Below are 14613 nucleotides of genomic sequence, written 5' to 3' on the forward strand. Positions count from 1 at the left end.
GCGGTACCGGGCCGGTGGAGGTGAGATCGGAGGAGCATCGATGAGTTCATTGAAGAGGCGTGTGACGTGGTCGAGTCTGACTACGCCGCAGCGCGCCGCGCTGGTCGTGGCGGCGGCGGTGCAATTGGTGCTGGCCGTGGCGGCCTGGGCAGATCTGGCGAAGCGTGATCCCCGCGAGATCAGGGGGAGCCGAACGACATGGGCTGCCGTGATCGCGGTGAACTTCATCGGACCCATTGCGTATTTCCGGTGGGCTCGCCGCACCCCGGCGGAGTCACGATGAAGGGCCGGAAACCGTTCAGGGTGAGCCGATTCCCTCACTCTGCTTGACCTCGCGGCGAAGCGCATCGAGCTGCGGCGCGGTTCCGAGCGCAATGACAATGGTATCCGGGTCCAGACGTCGCTCCGGCGGGGGATTGGCAACGAACTGCCCCGTCGGTGACCGCAGCGCCATCAACAGCGAGCCGGTGACCGCCGCGAGGTCCGCTTCCGCCAGCGTCCGCCCGGCCAGCGGCGAGCCAGCCGAGACCTCGACCTCCTCGATCCGGTAGTCCAGTGTCTCGTCGTGCATCACGACGTCCAGGAACTCGGCGACGTGTGGCTGGAGCGCGAAGGCACCCATCCGGCGTCCCCCGATGAGCTGAGGGTTGACGACGCGGTTTGCTCCCGCGCGAATCAGCTTGGATGTCGAACCGTCGTTGCGGGCGCGGGCGATGATGATCAGGTCCGGCCGCAACGCGCGGCTCGAGAGGGTGACGTAGACATTGTCCGCGTCGGTGTCGAGCGCCGTGATCAAAGCGTGGGCACGGCCGATTCCCGCCGCTTCGAGAACCTGGTCGTCCGTGACATCCCCGACTACTGTCGGGACGTCGAGGTCGGCGAGGCGCTCCGGATCTCGATCGACGACGACGACCGGCATCCCGAGCGTGGCCAGGTACTGAACTCCGGCCCGTCCGACCCGGCCGAAACCACAGATGATCGCGTGCCCGGTCATCCGGCTGATGTGTCTGTCCATTCGCCGACGCTCCATGTGCTGACGTAAATGTCCCTCGATGAGTGCTTCGAGGATTACCCCGAAGGTGTACAGAGCCGTACCGGCACCCGCAAGTATGAGCAGGATCGTGAAGATCTGGCCCACCGCACCGAGTGGGTGGACCTCCCGAAACCCGACCGTGCTGATCGTCGTCACGGTTTGGTACAGCGCATCCAGAATGCCGAAGCCCAGGACGACATACCCGAGCGTGCCTGCAACGACGACGAACCCGAAGGCCCCCAGTGCTCGGCCGATCCTCAGGAGGGGACTCATCACGGTCCTCCCGGCCTGCCCGCCGTGGGGTGCCACGGTCACTAGCCTGCGTACCGAAGGCGGCGGTGCGGACCGGCAAAGATGACCGGGCACGTCGCGTGCATGAGGACGCCCGTGGCCGTGCGGCCGAGTATTCCGCGCGGTGCAGCGGGGCCACCGCGTCCGACGATCAGCAACGCGGCCGACGACGAGTAGCGGACCCACACTTCATCCGCCGGCGCCGCCGTGGTGATCGGGTCCACGACGACCTCGAGGAGTGTTGTGAAGGACGTTCCCGCCCGCATCTCCATTCTGATTTCGGTGGTCCCGGGCCGCGTGGGTCCGGAGGCGGCGACGTGGCGGGCGACTTCTGCGGCCTCGGTGAGGTGCATGTGCGCGTCCTGGGCTCGCTGTCGCTCGTGCTCCCCGTGGTGTGCCTCGCCCCGTCGCCCACCTTCGGAGGGATCGTGCACGAAGAGCAGCCGCAGAGGAACACGATGAAGGGCGGCAACTTCCGTCGCCCACGCGGCGGCGTTCAGCGCACCGCGTGAACCGTCGATCCCGACAACGATGTGACGAGGATGATGGGCGGCGTCACTCATTCCATTTTCCGTTTCTCCGGATCGGCTCGGGGCGAAGGCGTGGTCTGGGCAATCCGCGTGAACACCTTGGTCAGTCGATCGACGATCGGGACTGTCAGCGTCACACCGGGCTCGCGCACCCCGATGATCCTGCCGAGTCGGAAATGAACACCTCACTCGTACTGATTCACTACGGCGAGAATGCACGGCAGACATGACGGCTCCGACGTCGACGAACGGGTACGTCTACATCGAAGGCGGCTGGGCGGCATGGCAGTAGGGCCGACGGTCACTATTTGGGGCATTTCTTCAAGGGTGGTGGCCGTTCGCGGAGAGAGGCACTTCGGCCCTGTTCCCACCCGGATCGACACCGCAAGGATCGACCTGGAGCACGGAATACACACGCGTCCGCACACTGGAGAAGCAGGGTGACATGAGCGCGACCACAGCGACGCCGGCGGAGCGGCCGGAGCACCCTCCGTGCGCGGGTCGGCCGAGAGAGAACTCCGCTTTTGCGGAGGGGCCACCAGGCACCGACTTGTGGCCCCCGCCCCGGTATCTCTCCGTTGGCACGATCGGACCCACCACCCGACCCGGGTCCGTCGCCCGGGACCTTCGGCCCTCGCGCCGCCCCACAGGCAGCGGCGATGGTAGACGTATGGGATACCAAGTCGAACTCGTCGAGATCGAGGCACACCCGGCCGGTGTGGTGCGGGACCGCCTCCGTTTCGACCACATCGAGGACTTTCGCGGGCCGGCTTTCGGCGAGGTGGTCACTGTCGCAGAACGGCAGGGCAGGCACGTCGCCGGTGCCCCGTTCGCGCGGTACCGCCAGGCCGAGGACGGGCAGTGGGACGTCGAGGCCGGCTTCCCCCCCACAGCGGCGGCATCGCCGCCCGCGGTCGAGTCGAGCCGACGTCGCAACCGGCGGGCCGCGCCGCCAAAACCCTCCATATCGGGGACTACAAGGGAGTCGGCGCAGCATACGCAGCCGCCACACACTGGATCCCCGAGCACGGCTACGTCCCGTCCGGAGACCCGTGGGAGTCCTACCTGGACGGGTCCGGCGTCGCGGCGCCCCGCACCGAGGTGTTCATGCCCTGCATTCGGAACCCCGCCGTGAACCGGGATCAGGGGCGAGGCGATGCCGTTGCACGCGAGGACGAGACGACGACGGTCTCCAATCCTGGTGCAGAGCACTCCATCCGTGACTCCGAACCACGACGAGTGCCCCTGCGGGTTGCGGCGCCGCGATTGGCCCGGTGTGCCGCGCGTACGGCGAACCTCCTCGCCCGCCGCCGCATTCACCAACCGAAACGGCACAGGGGCCGGAGAATGACCTTCGCTGACGGCACCACCGGAATCGTCTACCGCGAGACCGTCATGAGCGGTGAGTCTCCACCTGATCCGGCGGTCCTCGTCGTCTCCTTCCGACTGCGCGGTGTCCACGGCTGGGGCCACACACTGTTCAGGGCCGAAAGCCTGCTCAACACACCATTGTTCGCGGGGTTCCCCGGATTCGTGTCGAAGCTGTGGCTCACCGCGGACGAAGAGGACCGGTACCGCGGTTTCTACCAGTGGGACGGCGCACGCTCCGCCGAGGAGTACGTCCGGGTGTTGTGGTGGCCTCTCGCGCTGGTGAGCCATCGGTCCTCGATCCGATTCTGCATCTTGCCCGGTCGTCTTCGCGACGACGTTCTCGAAGGCGCCGAGTCAGGAGAGGGCACCGCACCTCCCGACGAGGCGTGGTGGCGGCTCGTCCGGACGGAGACGAAACCGAGATGACCGCGCCGGACGGGCAGCCTCTCGACGTGCTCGTCGTCGGCGCAGGTCCGACCGGACTCGCAGCGGCCCTGATCGCTCACGATCACGGCGCACACGTGCGCATCGTCGACCGCAGACCGGACGCACCCCGATTCTCGCGGGCTTTCCTCGTCCAGCCCCGGACCCTCGAAGTACTGCGGCCGCACGGTGTGACCGATGAACTCCTCGCGCTCGGAGACTCCAACCCGCAGGTGCACCTCCACCTGCGTCGGCGCTGTGTGCCCGTCGACGTGGGTGAAATCCGGCTGCCGGACACCGCATTCCCGAATTTTCTGCTCGTGCGGCAAGCCGACGTGGAAGCCGTTCTGCGACGAGCACTCCGCGGCCGTGGCGTCGAGGTGGAGTGGGAGACGCAGTGCGAGTCCTTCCGGGCGGTCGACGGAGTCGTCTGCGATGTGACGCATCAGGGCATCCGCCGACACATCGCGGCCCGGTTCCTCGTCGGGTGTGACGGCAGCACCAGCACGGTGCGCGCGACGGCCGGCATCTCCTGGGACGGGTCGGTGTACCCGCACGAGATTCTCCTCGCCGACATCGAACTCGAGGGTGACGTCCAGACCGGCGTCACACACGTCGCGGTCCACCGTGACGGGCTACTGTTCCTGCTCCCACTGGGCGAAACCGCTCGCTGGCGGGTGCTCACCGCCCAACCCCCGAACCGCGCGCAGGCCCAGACCGACCGACAGCACCTGCAGAAGATCCTCGACCGGGCTGACGTTCATGCCCGCATCACCCGGATCGCGTGGTCGGAGCGGGTACGGGTCCAGCACCGCGTCGCGTCCCGGTATCGATGCGGGCCGGTCTTCCTCGCAGGGGACGCCGCTCATGCCTTCTCCCCGGCGGGCGGCCAGGGCATGAACACCGGCATCCAGGACTCTGCCGACCTGGGGTGGAAACTCGCGTTCGCGGCACGGCTCCGGCCCGATGGCGACGCCGCCCTGTTGCGGTCGTATGCGGAGGAACGTCGGCGCGCCGCACAGCAGGTGCTGCTGCTGACCCACGTGCTGTTCTGGGCCGAGGCCGGCCGCGGTCGGGTGCCGTCGCTTCTACGCGGCGCCTTCTCCTCCACAGGGGCGCCGCTGGTCCCGGTGCTGCTGCGGCGGCGTCGGCTCGTCGCGCACGCGGTGCGAGTGCTCGCCCAGCTTCGCCGGCACTATCGGCGCGGTCCACTGTCGGTCGAGGGGTCCGGCGATTCCGGTGTCGCCGCCCCGGCCGGTGAACGGATCCCCGACGAGGAGGTGGCCGTCGACGGCGGCCGGCAACGTCTGCACGACCTGATCGCGACGCCGGCAGTGCATGTCCTCCTGCATCGGGACACTCAGTGGGGAATGCCGCCGGCGCCTGACGGACGGCTACGGGTCCACCGAATTCGCAGCTGGTCGGGTACGGGCATCGTGATCGTTCGACCAGACGGATACGTCGGATTTCGGAGCGGCTCCGACACTCAGGGGGCCGCCGAGTGGCTGGAACTGGTCGGAGCGTCTCCGGCACGCTCGACGTGAAGTTGTGGCATCTCCGGTCGGCGGCGGCTGAGGACCGCGATTGGCGACCAAGGGCCCTGGAATGCCTGGATCGGACGGAAGTAGGTTCGGAACAGGCCTGCGAATGTTCCGGGCCCGAGGAGGTTCTGATGGGATTCGCCGATCGTGCTGATGCGGGACGACGCCTGGCCAGACGCCTGCGCGAGTTTCGAGGACGCGACGTCGTGGTGCTGGGATTACCCCGAGGGGGAGTGCCGGTCGCATACGAGGTCGCGAAGTCATTGCACGCCCCTCTCGACGTGATTGTGGTCCGCAAGCTCGGTGTCCCATACCAGCCCGAACTGGCCTTCGGCGCGATCGGCGAAGGCGGGGCTCGGGTGATCAACACCGAAGTCGTAAGTCGGGTCGGTCTGACCGTCACCGACATCGCCGCCGTCGAACGCACCCAGTTGGAGGAACTTCGTCACCGCGCTGAACGATTGCGGGGGAAATTCGGCCGGATCCCGCTGGGGGGACGGATTGCGTTGATCGTCGACGACGGCGTGGCCACCGGTGCGACCGCCCGGGCGGCGTGCCAGGTCGCTCGCGCACAGGGCGCCGCCCGGGTGATAGTCGCGGTCCCGATCGGGTCGCCGCGCCGAATCGACGACCTCGCCGAGGACGCCGACGAGGTCGTGTGCATGCAGACCCCGAAAGGATTGTCCGCGGTCGGACAGGGTTACTACGAGTTTTCCCAGACCACCGACGACGACGTGACCGAACTGCTCGAGCGTGCCCGCGACGGCTTCCGGGAATCTGCCGAGACGGCACCGGTGCGGGACACCGGCGGCGATCCGCCGCTACGCGACGAGGACATCGAAGTAGACGTGGGCCGGGTCCGGTTGGCCGGGCACCTCGTCGTTCCGGAGAACCCCATCGGGATGGTCGTGTTCGCCCACGGCAGCGGCAGCAGCCGGCACAGCCCCCGCAACCGCTACGTCGCCGACGTGCTGAATCGGGCCGGACTCGCCACCCTGTTGTTCGACCTACTCGCTCCCGTCGAAGAAGGCGACCGCACGCTGGTGTTCGACATCGACCTGCTCGCCGAGCGGTTGGTTCAGGTCACCCGCTGGCTGACGACGCAACCGGACACCGCCGGTCTGCCGGTCGGGTACTTCGGGGCCAGTACCGGCGCCGCAGCCGCACTGCGTGCGGGCACCGACTCCCACGTCGATATCAAGGCGATCGTCTCCCGCGGTGGTCGAGCCGACCTCGCCGGTGAGCGTCTGACCGAGGTTCGTACCCCCACGCTGTTGATCGTCGGCTCCCGCGACGAAACCGTCCTCGACCTCAATCGCCGCGCCCAGGCCCTGATCCCGGGCACGTGCCTGATCGAGATCGTGCCCGGTGCCACCCACCTGTTCGAAGAACCCGGCACCCTCGAACAGGCCGCAGTACTGGCCCGCGAATGGTTCACCACCCACCTCCCGTCCACGCTGTCACCCCTGCGCCGAAGTACGGAACGATAGAACCCGAATCCGCAGACAGACATCGACGTGAGTCCGCGAATTGAGGACCGTCGGCCCTACTGGCTTCACCCGATGACGAGTGGACTCGAAGACGCCAGCAACCACGCCCGAATCCTCTGGAGTCCACCATGAGCATTCTGTCCCCCCGCCGCCCATACCAGGACGGCTCCCACGTCAGCGACTGAGACCGCGATCCGCGGCGTCACCATCCGCGCCCTCGGCCCAGGCGACCGTGACGCGGTCGTGCGACTGCACCAGCAGATGTCCGCCCAGGACGCCCACCTGCGTTTCTTCGCTCCGCGCCCGAAACACCTCGGCGAGTTCGCCCAGCTCTGCCGACAGGATTACGCGCATCTCGCGCTCGGCGCCTTCGAAGCTCACGAACTCGTCGGCGTCGCCAACTACGTCGTCACCGACACCACTCCTGGACACATCAGCGCCGAAATTGCACTCACCGTGGCCCGGCACGAACAACAACACGGCATCGGTACCACGCTGGTCCGGCAACTCGGAATCGCCGCCTTCTTCCACGGTGTGGCACACCTGACCGCCGAGATCCTTGCGGAGAACACCCTCATGCTCGCGATCATCACCGAACAGGGCTGGACCGACGCGCTGCACCATCACGGTGCCGCGGTGCATTTCGACCTCGAGCTGGTGTCTCACCGGGAGTTGCACCCCGACCTTCCCGACATTCCGCAGGGAAGGAACCGCAGGCCGGGCCATCCGAAAAGGCAGTCTCTGAACGTAGCTGCTGGTCCGACCACCGCCGCTGGCTCCGGACATCGGCCGTGATCAGTTCTCCGGCAAGCGGGGTTCCGGTGCATCCGCGTGTGGTGTCTGGATCAGCGATTGACGCAGACGGGACCACTGATGGGTCCAGCTCTGCAGGGGTGCCAGTGCCTGCTCGATTACTTCCATCTGATGGTCGAATGCTGACAGTTCTGCTTGCAATGCCTGCACTGTCAACCGCTGGGCGTGTAGTTCCTCGACCACGACGTCGAACTGCGCGGACAACGGTGGGGCCAGCTCGACCAACGTCTGGAGCGACTCCAGCATTCGGGTTACCGGTACCGCGACGGGCTCAGGTATTGCGCTGACCGCCTCGCCTCCCATTGTTCCCATGAGGCGGGCCACGGCGCGTGTTCCCTCGACCAATTCGTCCATCGCCGCGTGAAACAAGCTGTATCGGTGCGTCTCTCCGTGCTCGCTCATCGGCACCACCTTCCTCCAGAATCCTTGCGTACCAACCAGTGTCGACCCGGATTGTGGCGCGCTGATCCCGTGCTTCGCCTGCCAGGTCGTCCGACCTCTGTCGTCGGGCCCGCGCGGACACGGGCAGGCCTACGTCGCGGAACTCCGGAGCGCTCAACGGACGATGAGTAGGGGACACGTGACGGTGTGCAGCAATGCTCTGCTGGTCGAACCCAGCAGCATGCTCGCGAATCCACCCCGCCCACGGCTCCCGACCACCAGCAGTTGCGCCCGCTCGGCCTGCTCACGCAGATTCCGAGCAGGTTGGTCCATGACCACAACCGGCCGGACCTGCACGTCGGGGAAGTCCTCGGCGCGACCGGCCAGGCTCTCGGACAGTATCGCCCGCTCGCGGCTTTCGACCTGCGCCCAGTCGACGTCGCTGGGGAACGGGGCGTACAGGTCGATATCCGACCAGGCGTGAACCGCGACAAGTTCGACCTGCCGCAATGCCGCCTCCTCGAACGCCGCCGAGATCGCCGGCTCGCTGTTCGCCGAGCCGTCGACACCGACCACGACGGGCCCCGAAACGTCGTTGATCTCGGTGTGCGGCAGGCCCCGCACGACAGCGACTGGTGCGTGTGTGTGCGTCACGACCGCCGCACTGACCGATCCCGGCATCGCCCGGTCGAGGATTCCGTGTCGGTTCGCACCGACGACCACCATCAAGGCAGACTTCGACCGCTCGATCAGCTCACCGGAGGGAGCGCCCATGCAGAACGCTGTGTCGACCTCGAGGGTGTGCCCCGGTACGGCCCGGGTGGCCACCTCCTCGGCCCGGACGAGTCGTTTCTTGCCTTCCAGTTCCTCCTCCTCGAAGAAGCTGGCGGGCACCCCGATCGGCGCACCGTAGGCGCCGGGGACGTACCTGGTGGTCACCAGCGTCAGCGGTGCACTCCGCAGCACGGCTTCGTGCGCCGCCCACGCTACGGCCTGCGAGGACGACGGCGATCCGTCGACTCCGACGACGATCGGGCGGCGGGCGGTCATGATGTCTCCTCGGGATTGCACGGATCATCCGGTCCCCACCATCGTCGCCGCAGCCGTGATCGGCGCCGTAGGGGAGAAGGTCCTCATATTCGGTACCGTTCCAGAACTTTGCGCATTTCCGCGACGGCCTTCTGGCGGTTCATCGCATCCGGGATCTGGGCGAGTTGACGCTTGAGGCTCACCGCAAAGTCGGCGTAGTCGTTCTGCCAGTCGCGCCCGATCAGTTGCGCAGCATCCGTGCGGGCGGTGCCGATCAGCTTCGCGGGGGTGCCGGACCGGAGCTGGTAGCTCTCCCCGATGTTCGGGGTGATGATCGAAAGGGAAGGGTCGTCTTCCGACGCCAGTTCGGTCAGCGCCGAGATTGCCCCCGGTTCACCGTGGGTCAGGAAGAGGCTGCCCGAGATTGGCTTCCGCTCCTTGATCCAGTCCAGCAGTTCGGCCTGATCTGCGTGGGCGGAATAGCTGTCGATCCGCCGAATATGGGCTCGCACATCGACGTCGGTGCCGGAAATTTTCACGTGACGTGCGCCTTCGAGGATGACGCGTCCCAGCGAGCCTTGGGCCTGGAATCCGACGAACAGTATCGTCGAATCCCGGCGATGCAGATTGTGCGCGAGGTGATGGCGGATGCGTCCCGCCTCGCACATTCCCGAGGCCGCAATGATGATGACCCCCGACATGCTGTTGATCCGCATCGAGGCGGAAGCATCGTCGACATAGTGGATCGCGGGATGGTGGAAGATGTCCTTGCCGCCGAGATCCTCGAGTTCGCCTGCATGCCTGGCGAAGACGCTGGTCGCGCGGTTGGCCAACGGTGAGTCGACGAAGACCGGAACGTCAGGGATGCGGTTCGCGTCGGCGAGATACGCAATGTCGAGCAGCAGTTCCTGCGTTCGTTCCAGCGCGAAGGCAGGGATCACGAGATTTCCACCCCGCGAAATGGCCTTGTTGACCTCCTCTTCCAACAGGTCACGTCGCTGGTCGATGCTCAGTCGCACACGGGTTCGGCTGCCGTACGTCGATTCACAGATGACGTAGTCCAACGTTGAGGGACCCTCCGGATCGGCGTGAAACGCCTTGTTCTGGGGACCGAGGTCACCGGAACAGAGCAGGAGCACGCCCCCGACGTCGACCTCAGCCGATGTTGCGCCCAGAATATGACCGGCATTCCACAGCCGCGCTCGAAAGCCTGTAGCGGGTTCGAACCATTCCTCCAACGGCACAGGACGGGTCTGCCGCCACGCCGTGAGCCCATCTTGTTCGGTGTAGAGCGGGGCAATTGTCGCCTCTCCGGCACGATCGCGTCGTCGGTTTCGGTGTTGCGCCTCGAACTCCTGGATACGCCCGGCGTCGGCGAGCATGTATTGCAGCAGGTCGGAGGTTTGGTCAGTGCAGAAGATCGGCCCTTCGAAGCCTTGCGCCACCAACTTGGGTAACAGGCCGCAATGATCGATGTGCGCGTGGGTGAGAACGACTGCATCGATCGTGTCCGGCGCGAAGGTGAAGACACCGAAGTTCAAGGTCTCGAGGGTGCGCGATCCCTGAAACAGGCCGCAGTCCACCAGGATGCGCGTGCCCTCCGACTCGATCTCCATGCAGGAGCCGGTCACTGTCTTCACAGCACCGTGAAAAGTGAGGTTCACGTGATTCGCCATGCGAGGCTCCTCGTATTCGATCTGGCTTCCGGGCCGAAGCGCGCGGGTGTCGAACGACACGACGCTGCCCTGCCGAGGCAGCGACGACATCCAGTCTCTGATGCACTCGCTCCCAGCATCCGGGTCCGGTGCCCTTGCCTGTATCGCACGGCTTTCACGATTCGAGTGAACATCGGAGGGAAGGTGGGCCGGTAGGGTCTCCCGTCACCTCTAGGCCGTGGGTGAGTTACTCGTAGTAGCGGCGGGGTGGCGTACCAGCAGCTGTCGAGCTCGCGCGAGGGGTGTCCCAGGTGCACCGGCGTTCAATCGGAGGCGCGATCCCGACCGCCGTCCCACAGTCGTTCGGTGACGTCCTCGAAGCACACGAGCGTGATCGGATCGTCGTGCCGGAGCAGTACCGACCTGCTCACCAGTGCACGAACGACGAACTCGTCCTGATGCGCGAGTTCGATCACCTTCCCGGCGAAGTCGTGCAGGATGGCCACCGCCTCGGCACCGATCGGCGACGACTGCGGATCAACGGAATCTGCGACCGAACCACCACCGAGCCCGCTCTCGCCGTAACCCAGCATCCGCTCCAGCGCCCGATTCGCATGCGAGATCACGCCATGCCTGTCCACCGTGAGAGCGGGCACCGGTAGCCGTCGCAGCAACACGAGCGCGGGAAGTTGCTCGAGGTAATCCTCCGCGGTCGCCGGATTCCGGCGTCGCCTGTCGTCTCTCGGCTTCGACCGTCGTGGGGTACCGGAGGCGGCGAGCATCGCGTCGATGCGAGTCTTGATCTCCTCGCTACTGATCGATCGCAGGGGTGGCAGGAGTCGGTCGAGCCGGTGTATCGGATGGTTGCTCATATGTTCAGGCCTCCGGTCGGGGCGGTGCGCGAGGCACCACCGCGGGGGGTCAGATCAGCACCGCGGCGAGCGCGAAACAGCCCAACACGAGGACGGCGGCGCTGGCCGCCACCCACGTTGATCCGGTGCCCGATGGTCGTCCGATGGTCGCGTCGGCCCTCGGGCGGCGCCGGAAGCTCGGTATTCGGATACTGCTCATCGCCAGGACGGCATCTTTCAGATCGACGCGGGGACGGGTGGGGCCGCCGGCCACCGACGGTTATCGGCGATAGAGTGCTCCACCGCCCGCTGCAAGGATTACGTGCGGGGGTCCGCGCTGCACAGGGGGCAATGAGTCACTGGTTCGGCCCGCCTCTGAATGCGGGTCCGTGCCCCGGCGCCTCCCGGGTTCGAGGGTACTGCCCGGCTGCGCAACCCGGGCGCGGTGTGGGAGTCGCCCACCCGGCCGGAACTGCGAACCGCGTCCGCGCACTCCGTGCGATCTCCGCGCCAAGGAATTGCCGGTCAGCAACGTTGACCGGGTCGCGGGACGATGGTGAGAACCGACTCGATCGGGCGGCGGGGTGTCTGTCGTGGAGGATCCTGCGTGTGGGTCGAACCGATTCGAACCAGGACTTGCGGTATACCCGAGTCCGGCAGCAGGCTGCCAATCATTCTTCGACTCTGCGGAAACTCGGTCATGTGGGTCAGCGGGCATGTTGCGTGTCCGGTGGCCGTGGCTTCGAGCAGTACGGCCGACAGGGCTTCGCCGGTGCGCACCCACGCTCCACGGTCGTCGCAGTCGGTGCTGAGGACGAGCACCGTCGCTTGGTCGGGATGGAGGATGGAACCGCTGTCGGAGCCGATGGGGAATCGGCGCCCGATGTCGACGCGGGCCTGATTGTCTGCGGTGGCCAGTGCCTCTGTCGGGATTCCGTCATCGGGCAGGGAATGTCCTGCCCACCAGTAGAGTTCGGTTTGGTAGGTGGGGTCGAGCCGCCGGGATGCGGCGGTGAGCTCGGTGGCGGCCGCAAGCACTGGTCGGGCGCTGTGCGGCAATACCGTCAGGTGAACGCCGTGCCGGCGAACCATGTCCTTCAGCGTGGCCGGTGACAGTGCATTCGGATCGACCGGATCAAACGGGCCCCGATCCGAGTAGCGGCGGCGAATCGCGGAAACCAGATCGAGATCGTGCGACTGCGGGCTTCGGGTGCAATGGTGGAACCGGATCTGGGCGACATGGGACGGGCTCGCCTGGTCGGGTAGGCGACGTACGTCGGCCAACCAGCCCAGCGCGGTCAATGCGGTGCCCAGATGATGCAGGGCCGCTCCACAGCTGACCACCAGTTGCCGCTCCGACGGGTCCGCCGAGGCGAGTCGGCGGCGGGAATCGGCAGACAAATCGAGCACACCACCGTCATAACGCCACCGCCACGGTTGGGTGTTGTGTACCGACGGCGCTCGGCAGGCAAGTCCGACGGCGATCCGAATGAGATCGTCATCGGGGACAGTAGGCTGCATAGTCGTCTCCTCGACCGCCTGCCCGAGTTGCTCTGACGGCCCGGGGCATTCCGTTTTCAGTGTTCGCCGGTTGGGAGCTCACGATTAGGGCCGATGGTCATCGAGTGACGACTGTAGGCGTTGACCTGTGACCCTATTTTCCCGCGCACTCCCGGATCGACACTGGTCGAAGGACGACAACTCGCGAGGCCGTGGTAGTCGTGGTCGGTCCGGGATGGACGTTCTGTTCATGCACTGATGGGGTGAGGCTCATGGAGCGGTTGACCGCACAGGACGTGATGACTCTGTGGCCGGACGAGGCCGGGTGGTCGCAGGACATCGGTCTCGTGGCCCTGCTCGACGCCTGTGACCTCGTCGACACGGACGGGCGGATCCTACTCGGCGACGTCCGGACATCGATCGAGGCGCGGTTGCAACTGGCGCCGCGCCTGCGGCAGGTGGTCTACGTACCTCGGTGGGGTCTGGGACGGCCACTGTGGGTGGATGCGGCAGCCTTCGATATTCGAGACCACGTGTGTGCCGTCCCGCCGGTGCGTCGCGCTGACGAGGCGGGGCTACTCGAGGTGGTCGAGGAGTTGCGTCGGCGTCCGCTCGACCGCTCCCGGCCGCTGTGGGAGATGTGGTTCGTACCCGGCCTGACGGGCGGCCGGACCGCGGTCTATCTCCGGGTCCACCACGTGATCGCCGACGGCCCGGCCGGGGTGGCAATGCTCGGTGCACTGTTCGACTCTGTGCCCGACGGTCCGGTTCCTCGGGTCGAGCCGTGGATGCCGGCCCCGGTGCCGGCGGCGAACGAGCTGATCGTCGACAACCTCCGACGTCGCCGGGCCGCGGTGGCTCGTGTGCTGGCGGCGTGTACACGGCCGGCGACGATCGTGTGTCGTACCCGGCGTGCGTGGGCATCGGTGCGGGAGGTGGTCGCCGGGGGACGGGCGCCGCGATGCAGCCTGAATCGGCCGATCGGTACTGCTCGTGAGTTCGCTGTCGTACGAACCGAGCTCGCAACGATGCGGAGGATCTCCGATCGGTACGGTGTGAAAGTCAACGATGTGCTGCTTGCCGTCTTCGCCGGTGGCCTGCGTGAACTGTTACGCAGTCGAGGGGAACCGGTCGACAACCTCGAGTTGCGTGCGGTCGTGCCCGTGTCGCTGCATCGGGAGCTGCCGGGGCCGGCGCGCGGGAATCTGCTTGGGCAGATGATCGTGCCGCTCCCGCTGTCGATCGACGATCCCGTCCGCCGACTGGTGTCGATAGCCGCCGACACCGCCACCCGTAAGCAGGGTGTCCGTCCGCGCCGGGGGGCCGTGGTCGGCGGCCGGACCGTCCGGTGGATTGCCCTGACTCTGCTGTCTCGGCAACGAATGATGAACACGTACGTCGCCGACGTGCCCGGCCCGCCCGTCCCCCTCTACCTCTTCGGGGCCGCCGTGCGCGAAATCATCCCGGTAGTGGCCCTGATGGGAAACATCTCGGTGGGTGCCGGCGCATTCTCCTATGCGGGGCAGTTCACGATCACGGTTGTCGGTGACGGTGCCGTATGCCCCGAGGTCGACGTGGTCGCCCGCGGAATGGAACAGATGCTGCGGTCACTCGATGCGTCACGGCACCGGGGCTGATCCACTCGCGAGGAGAATTACGCCGGACGATGCGAGAGTTCGCCGATTCGACGGCGATGTCTTGTCGC

General features: G+C 66.7%; 14 protein-coding genes. 6 read left to right on the forward strand and 8 right to left on the reverse strand.

Going from position 1 to position 14613, the window contains the following annotated elements; translation table 11 throughout:
• The first annotated feature begins 40 nt into the window (after nt 1-40).
• Nucleotides 41-283 (forward strand): PLDc N-terminal domain-containing protein, encoded by a 243-nt coding sequence (locus CJ177_RS45625; protein ID WP_061699730.1) that lies wholly within the window; start codon nt 41-43, stop codon nt 281-283.
• A gap of 15 nt (nt 284-298) precedes the next feature.
• Here the strand turns inward: CJ177_RS45625 and CJ177_RS45630 are convergent, their stop codons facing one another.
• Nucleotides 299-1306 carry a TrkA family potassium uptake protein gene (locus CJ177_RS45630; protein WP_061699725.1) on the reverse strand — a complete coding sequence of 336 codons (1008 nt, stop codon included), beginning with the start codon at nt 1304-1306 and terminating at the stop codon, nt 299-301.
• Between the two features lie 41 nt (nt 1307-1347).
• Nucleotides 1348-1887 carry a universal stress protein gene (locus CJ177_RS45635; protein ID WP_061699724.1) on the reverse strand — a complete coding sequence of 180 codons (540 nt, stop codon included), beginning with the start codon at nt 1885-1887 and terminating at the stop codon, nt 1348-1350.
• Between the two features lie 828 nt (nt 1888-2715).
• Here CJ177_RS45635 and CJ177_RS49080 point away from each other — a divergent pair.
• The 4 genes from CJ177_RS49080 to CJ177_RS45665 all read left to right on the forward strand — a co-directional run bounded on the left by CJ177_RS49080 (nt 2716) and on the right by CJ177_RS45665 (nt 7474).
• Nucleotides 2716-3651, forward strand: coding sequence for a GyrI-like domain-containing protein (locus CJ177_RS49080; RefSeq protein WP_231914224.1), 936 nt, complete (start codon nt 2716-2718; stop codon nt 3649-3651).
• Nucleotides 3648-5192, forward strand: a complete 1545-nt coding sequence (locus tag CJ177_RS45655) for an FAD-dependent monooxygenase (RefSeq protein WP_095871035.1) — start codon at nt 3648-3650, stop codon at nt 5190-5192. The genes CJ177_RS49080 and CJ177_RS45655 overlap by 4 nt, the downstream gene beginning before the upstream one ends.
• Before the next feature lie 128 nt (nt 5193-5320).
• Nucleotides 5321-6679 (forward strand): phosphoribosyltransferase family protein, encoded by a 1359-nt coding sequence (locus CJ177_RS45660; protein ID WP_061699361.1) that lies wholly within the window; start codon nt 5321-5323, stop codon nt 6677-6679.
• Nucleotides 6680-6922: 243 nt separating this feature from the next.
• A complete protein-coding gene (locus CJ177_RS45665) occupies nt 6923-7474 on the forward strand; it encodes a GNAT family N-acetyltransferase (protein WP_257015082.1) in 552 nt (183 codons plus the stop codon).
• Here CJ177_RS45665 and CJ177_RS45670 read toward each other — a convergent pair whose 3' ends face one another.
• From CJ177_RS45670 to CJ177_RS45695, 6 genes are all read right to left on the reverse strand, one after another.
• Nucleotides 7475-7894, reverse strand: coding sequence for a hypothetical protein (locus CJ177_RS45670; protein ID WP_061699390.1), 420 nt, complete (start codon nt 7892-7894; stop codon nt 7475-7477).
• 153 nt (nt 7895-8047) lie between these two features.
• On the reverse strand, nt 8048-8923 hold the full coding sequence (locus CJ177_RS45675) for a universal stress protein (RefSeq protein WP_061699362.1): 876 nt from the start codon (nt 8921-8923) through the stop codon (nt 8048-8050).
• Nucleotides 8924-9006: 83 nt separating this feature from the next.
• Nucleotides 9007-10578, reverse strand: a complete 1572-nt coding sequence (locus tag CJ177_RS45680) for an MBL fold metallo-hydrolase RNA specificity domain-containing protein (RefSeq protein ID WP_061699391.1) — start codon at nt 10576-10578, stop codon at nt 9007-9009.
• Nucleotides 10579-10880: 302 nt separating this feature from the next.
• Nucleotides 10881-11429: a PAS domain-containing protein gene (locus tag CJ177_RS45685; protein WP_061699363.1), complete on the reverse strand. Its 549-nt coding sequence runs from the start codon at nt 11427-11429 to the stop codon at nt 10881-10883.
• 49 nt (nt 11430-11478) lie between these two features.
• Nucleotides 11479-11628 carry a hypothetical protein gene (locus CJ177_RS47885; RefSeq protein ID WP_156517597.1) on the reverse strand — a complete coding sequence of 50 codons (150 nt, stop codon included), beginning with the start codon at nt 11626-11628 and terminating at the stop codon, nt 11479-11481.
• A gap of 305 nt (nt 11629-11933) precedes the next feature.
• Nucleotides 11934-12929 carry a hypothetical protein gene (locus tag CJ177_RS45695; RefSeq protein WP_061699365.1) on the reverse strand — a complete coding sequence of 332 codons (996 nt, stop codon included), beginning with the start codon at nt 12927-12929 and terminating at the stop codon, nt 11934-11936.
• Between the two features lie 251 nt (nt 12930-13180).
• Here CJ177_RS45695 and CJ177_RS45700 point away from each other — a divergent pair, with 251 nt between their 5' ends.
• Nucleotides 13181-14545 (forward strand): wax ester/triacylglycerol synthase family O-acyltransferase, encoded by a 1365-nt coding sequence (locus CJ177_RS45700; protein ID WP_061699366.1) that lies wholly within the window; start codon nt 13181-13183, stop codon nt 14543-14545.
• Nucleotides 14546-14613: the final 68 nt, after the last annotated feature.

It is taken from the genome of Rhodococcus sp. ACPA1 (assembly GCF_002300195.1).
GTDB lineage: Bacteria > Actinomycetota > Actinomycetes > Mycobacteriales > Mycobacteriaceae > Rhodococcus_F > Rhodococcus_F opacus.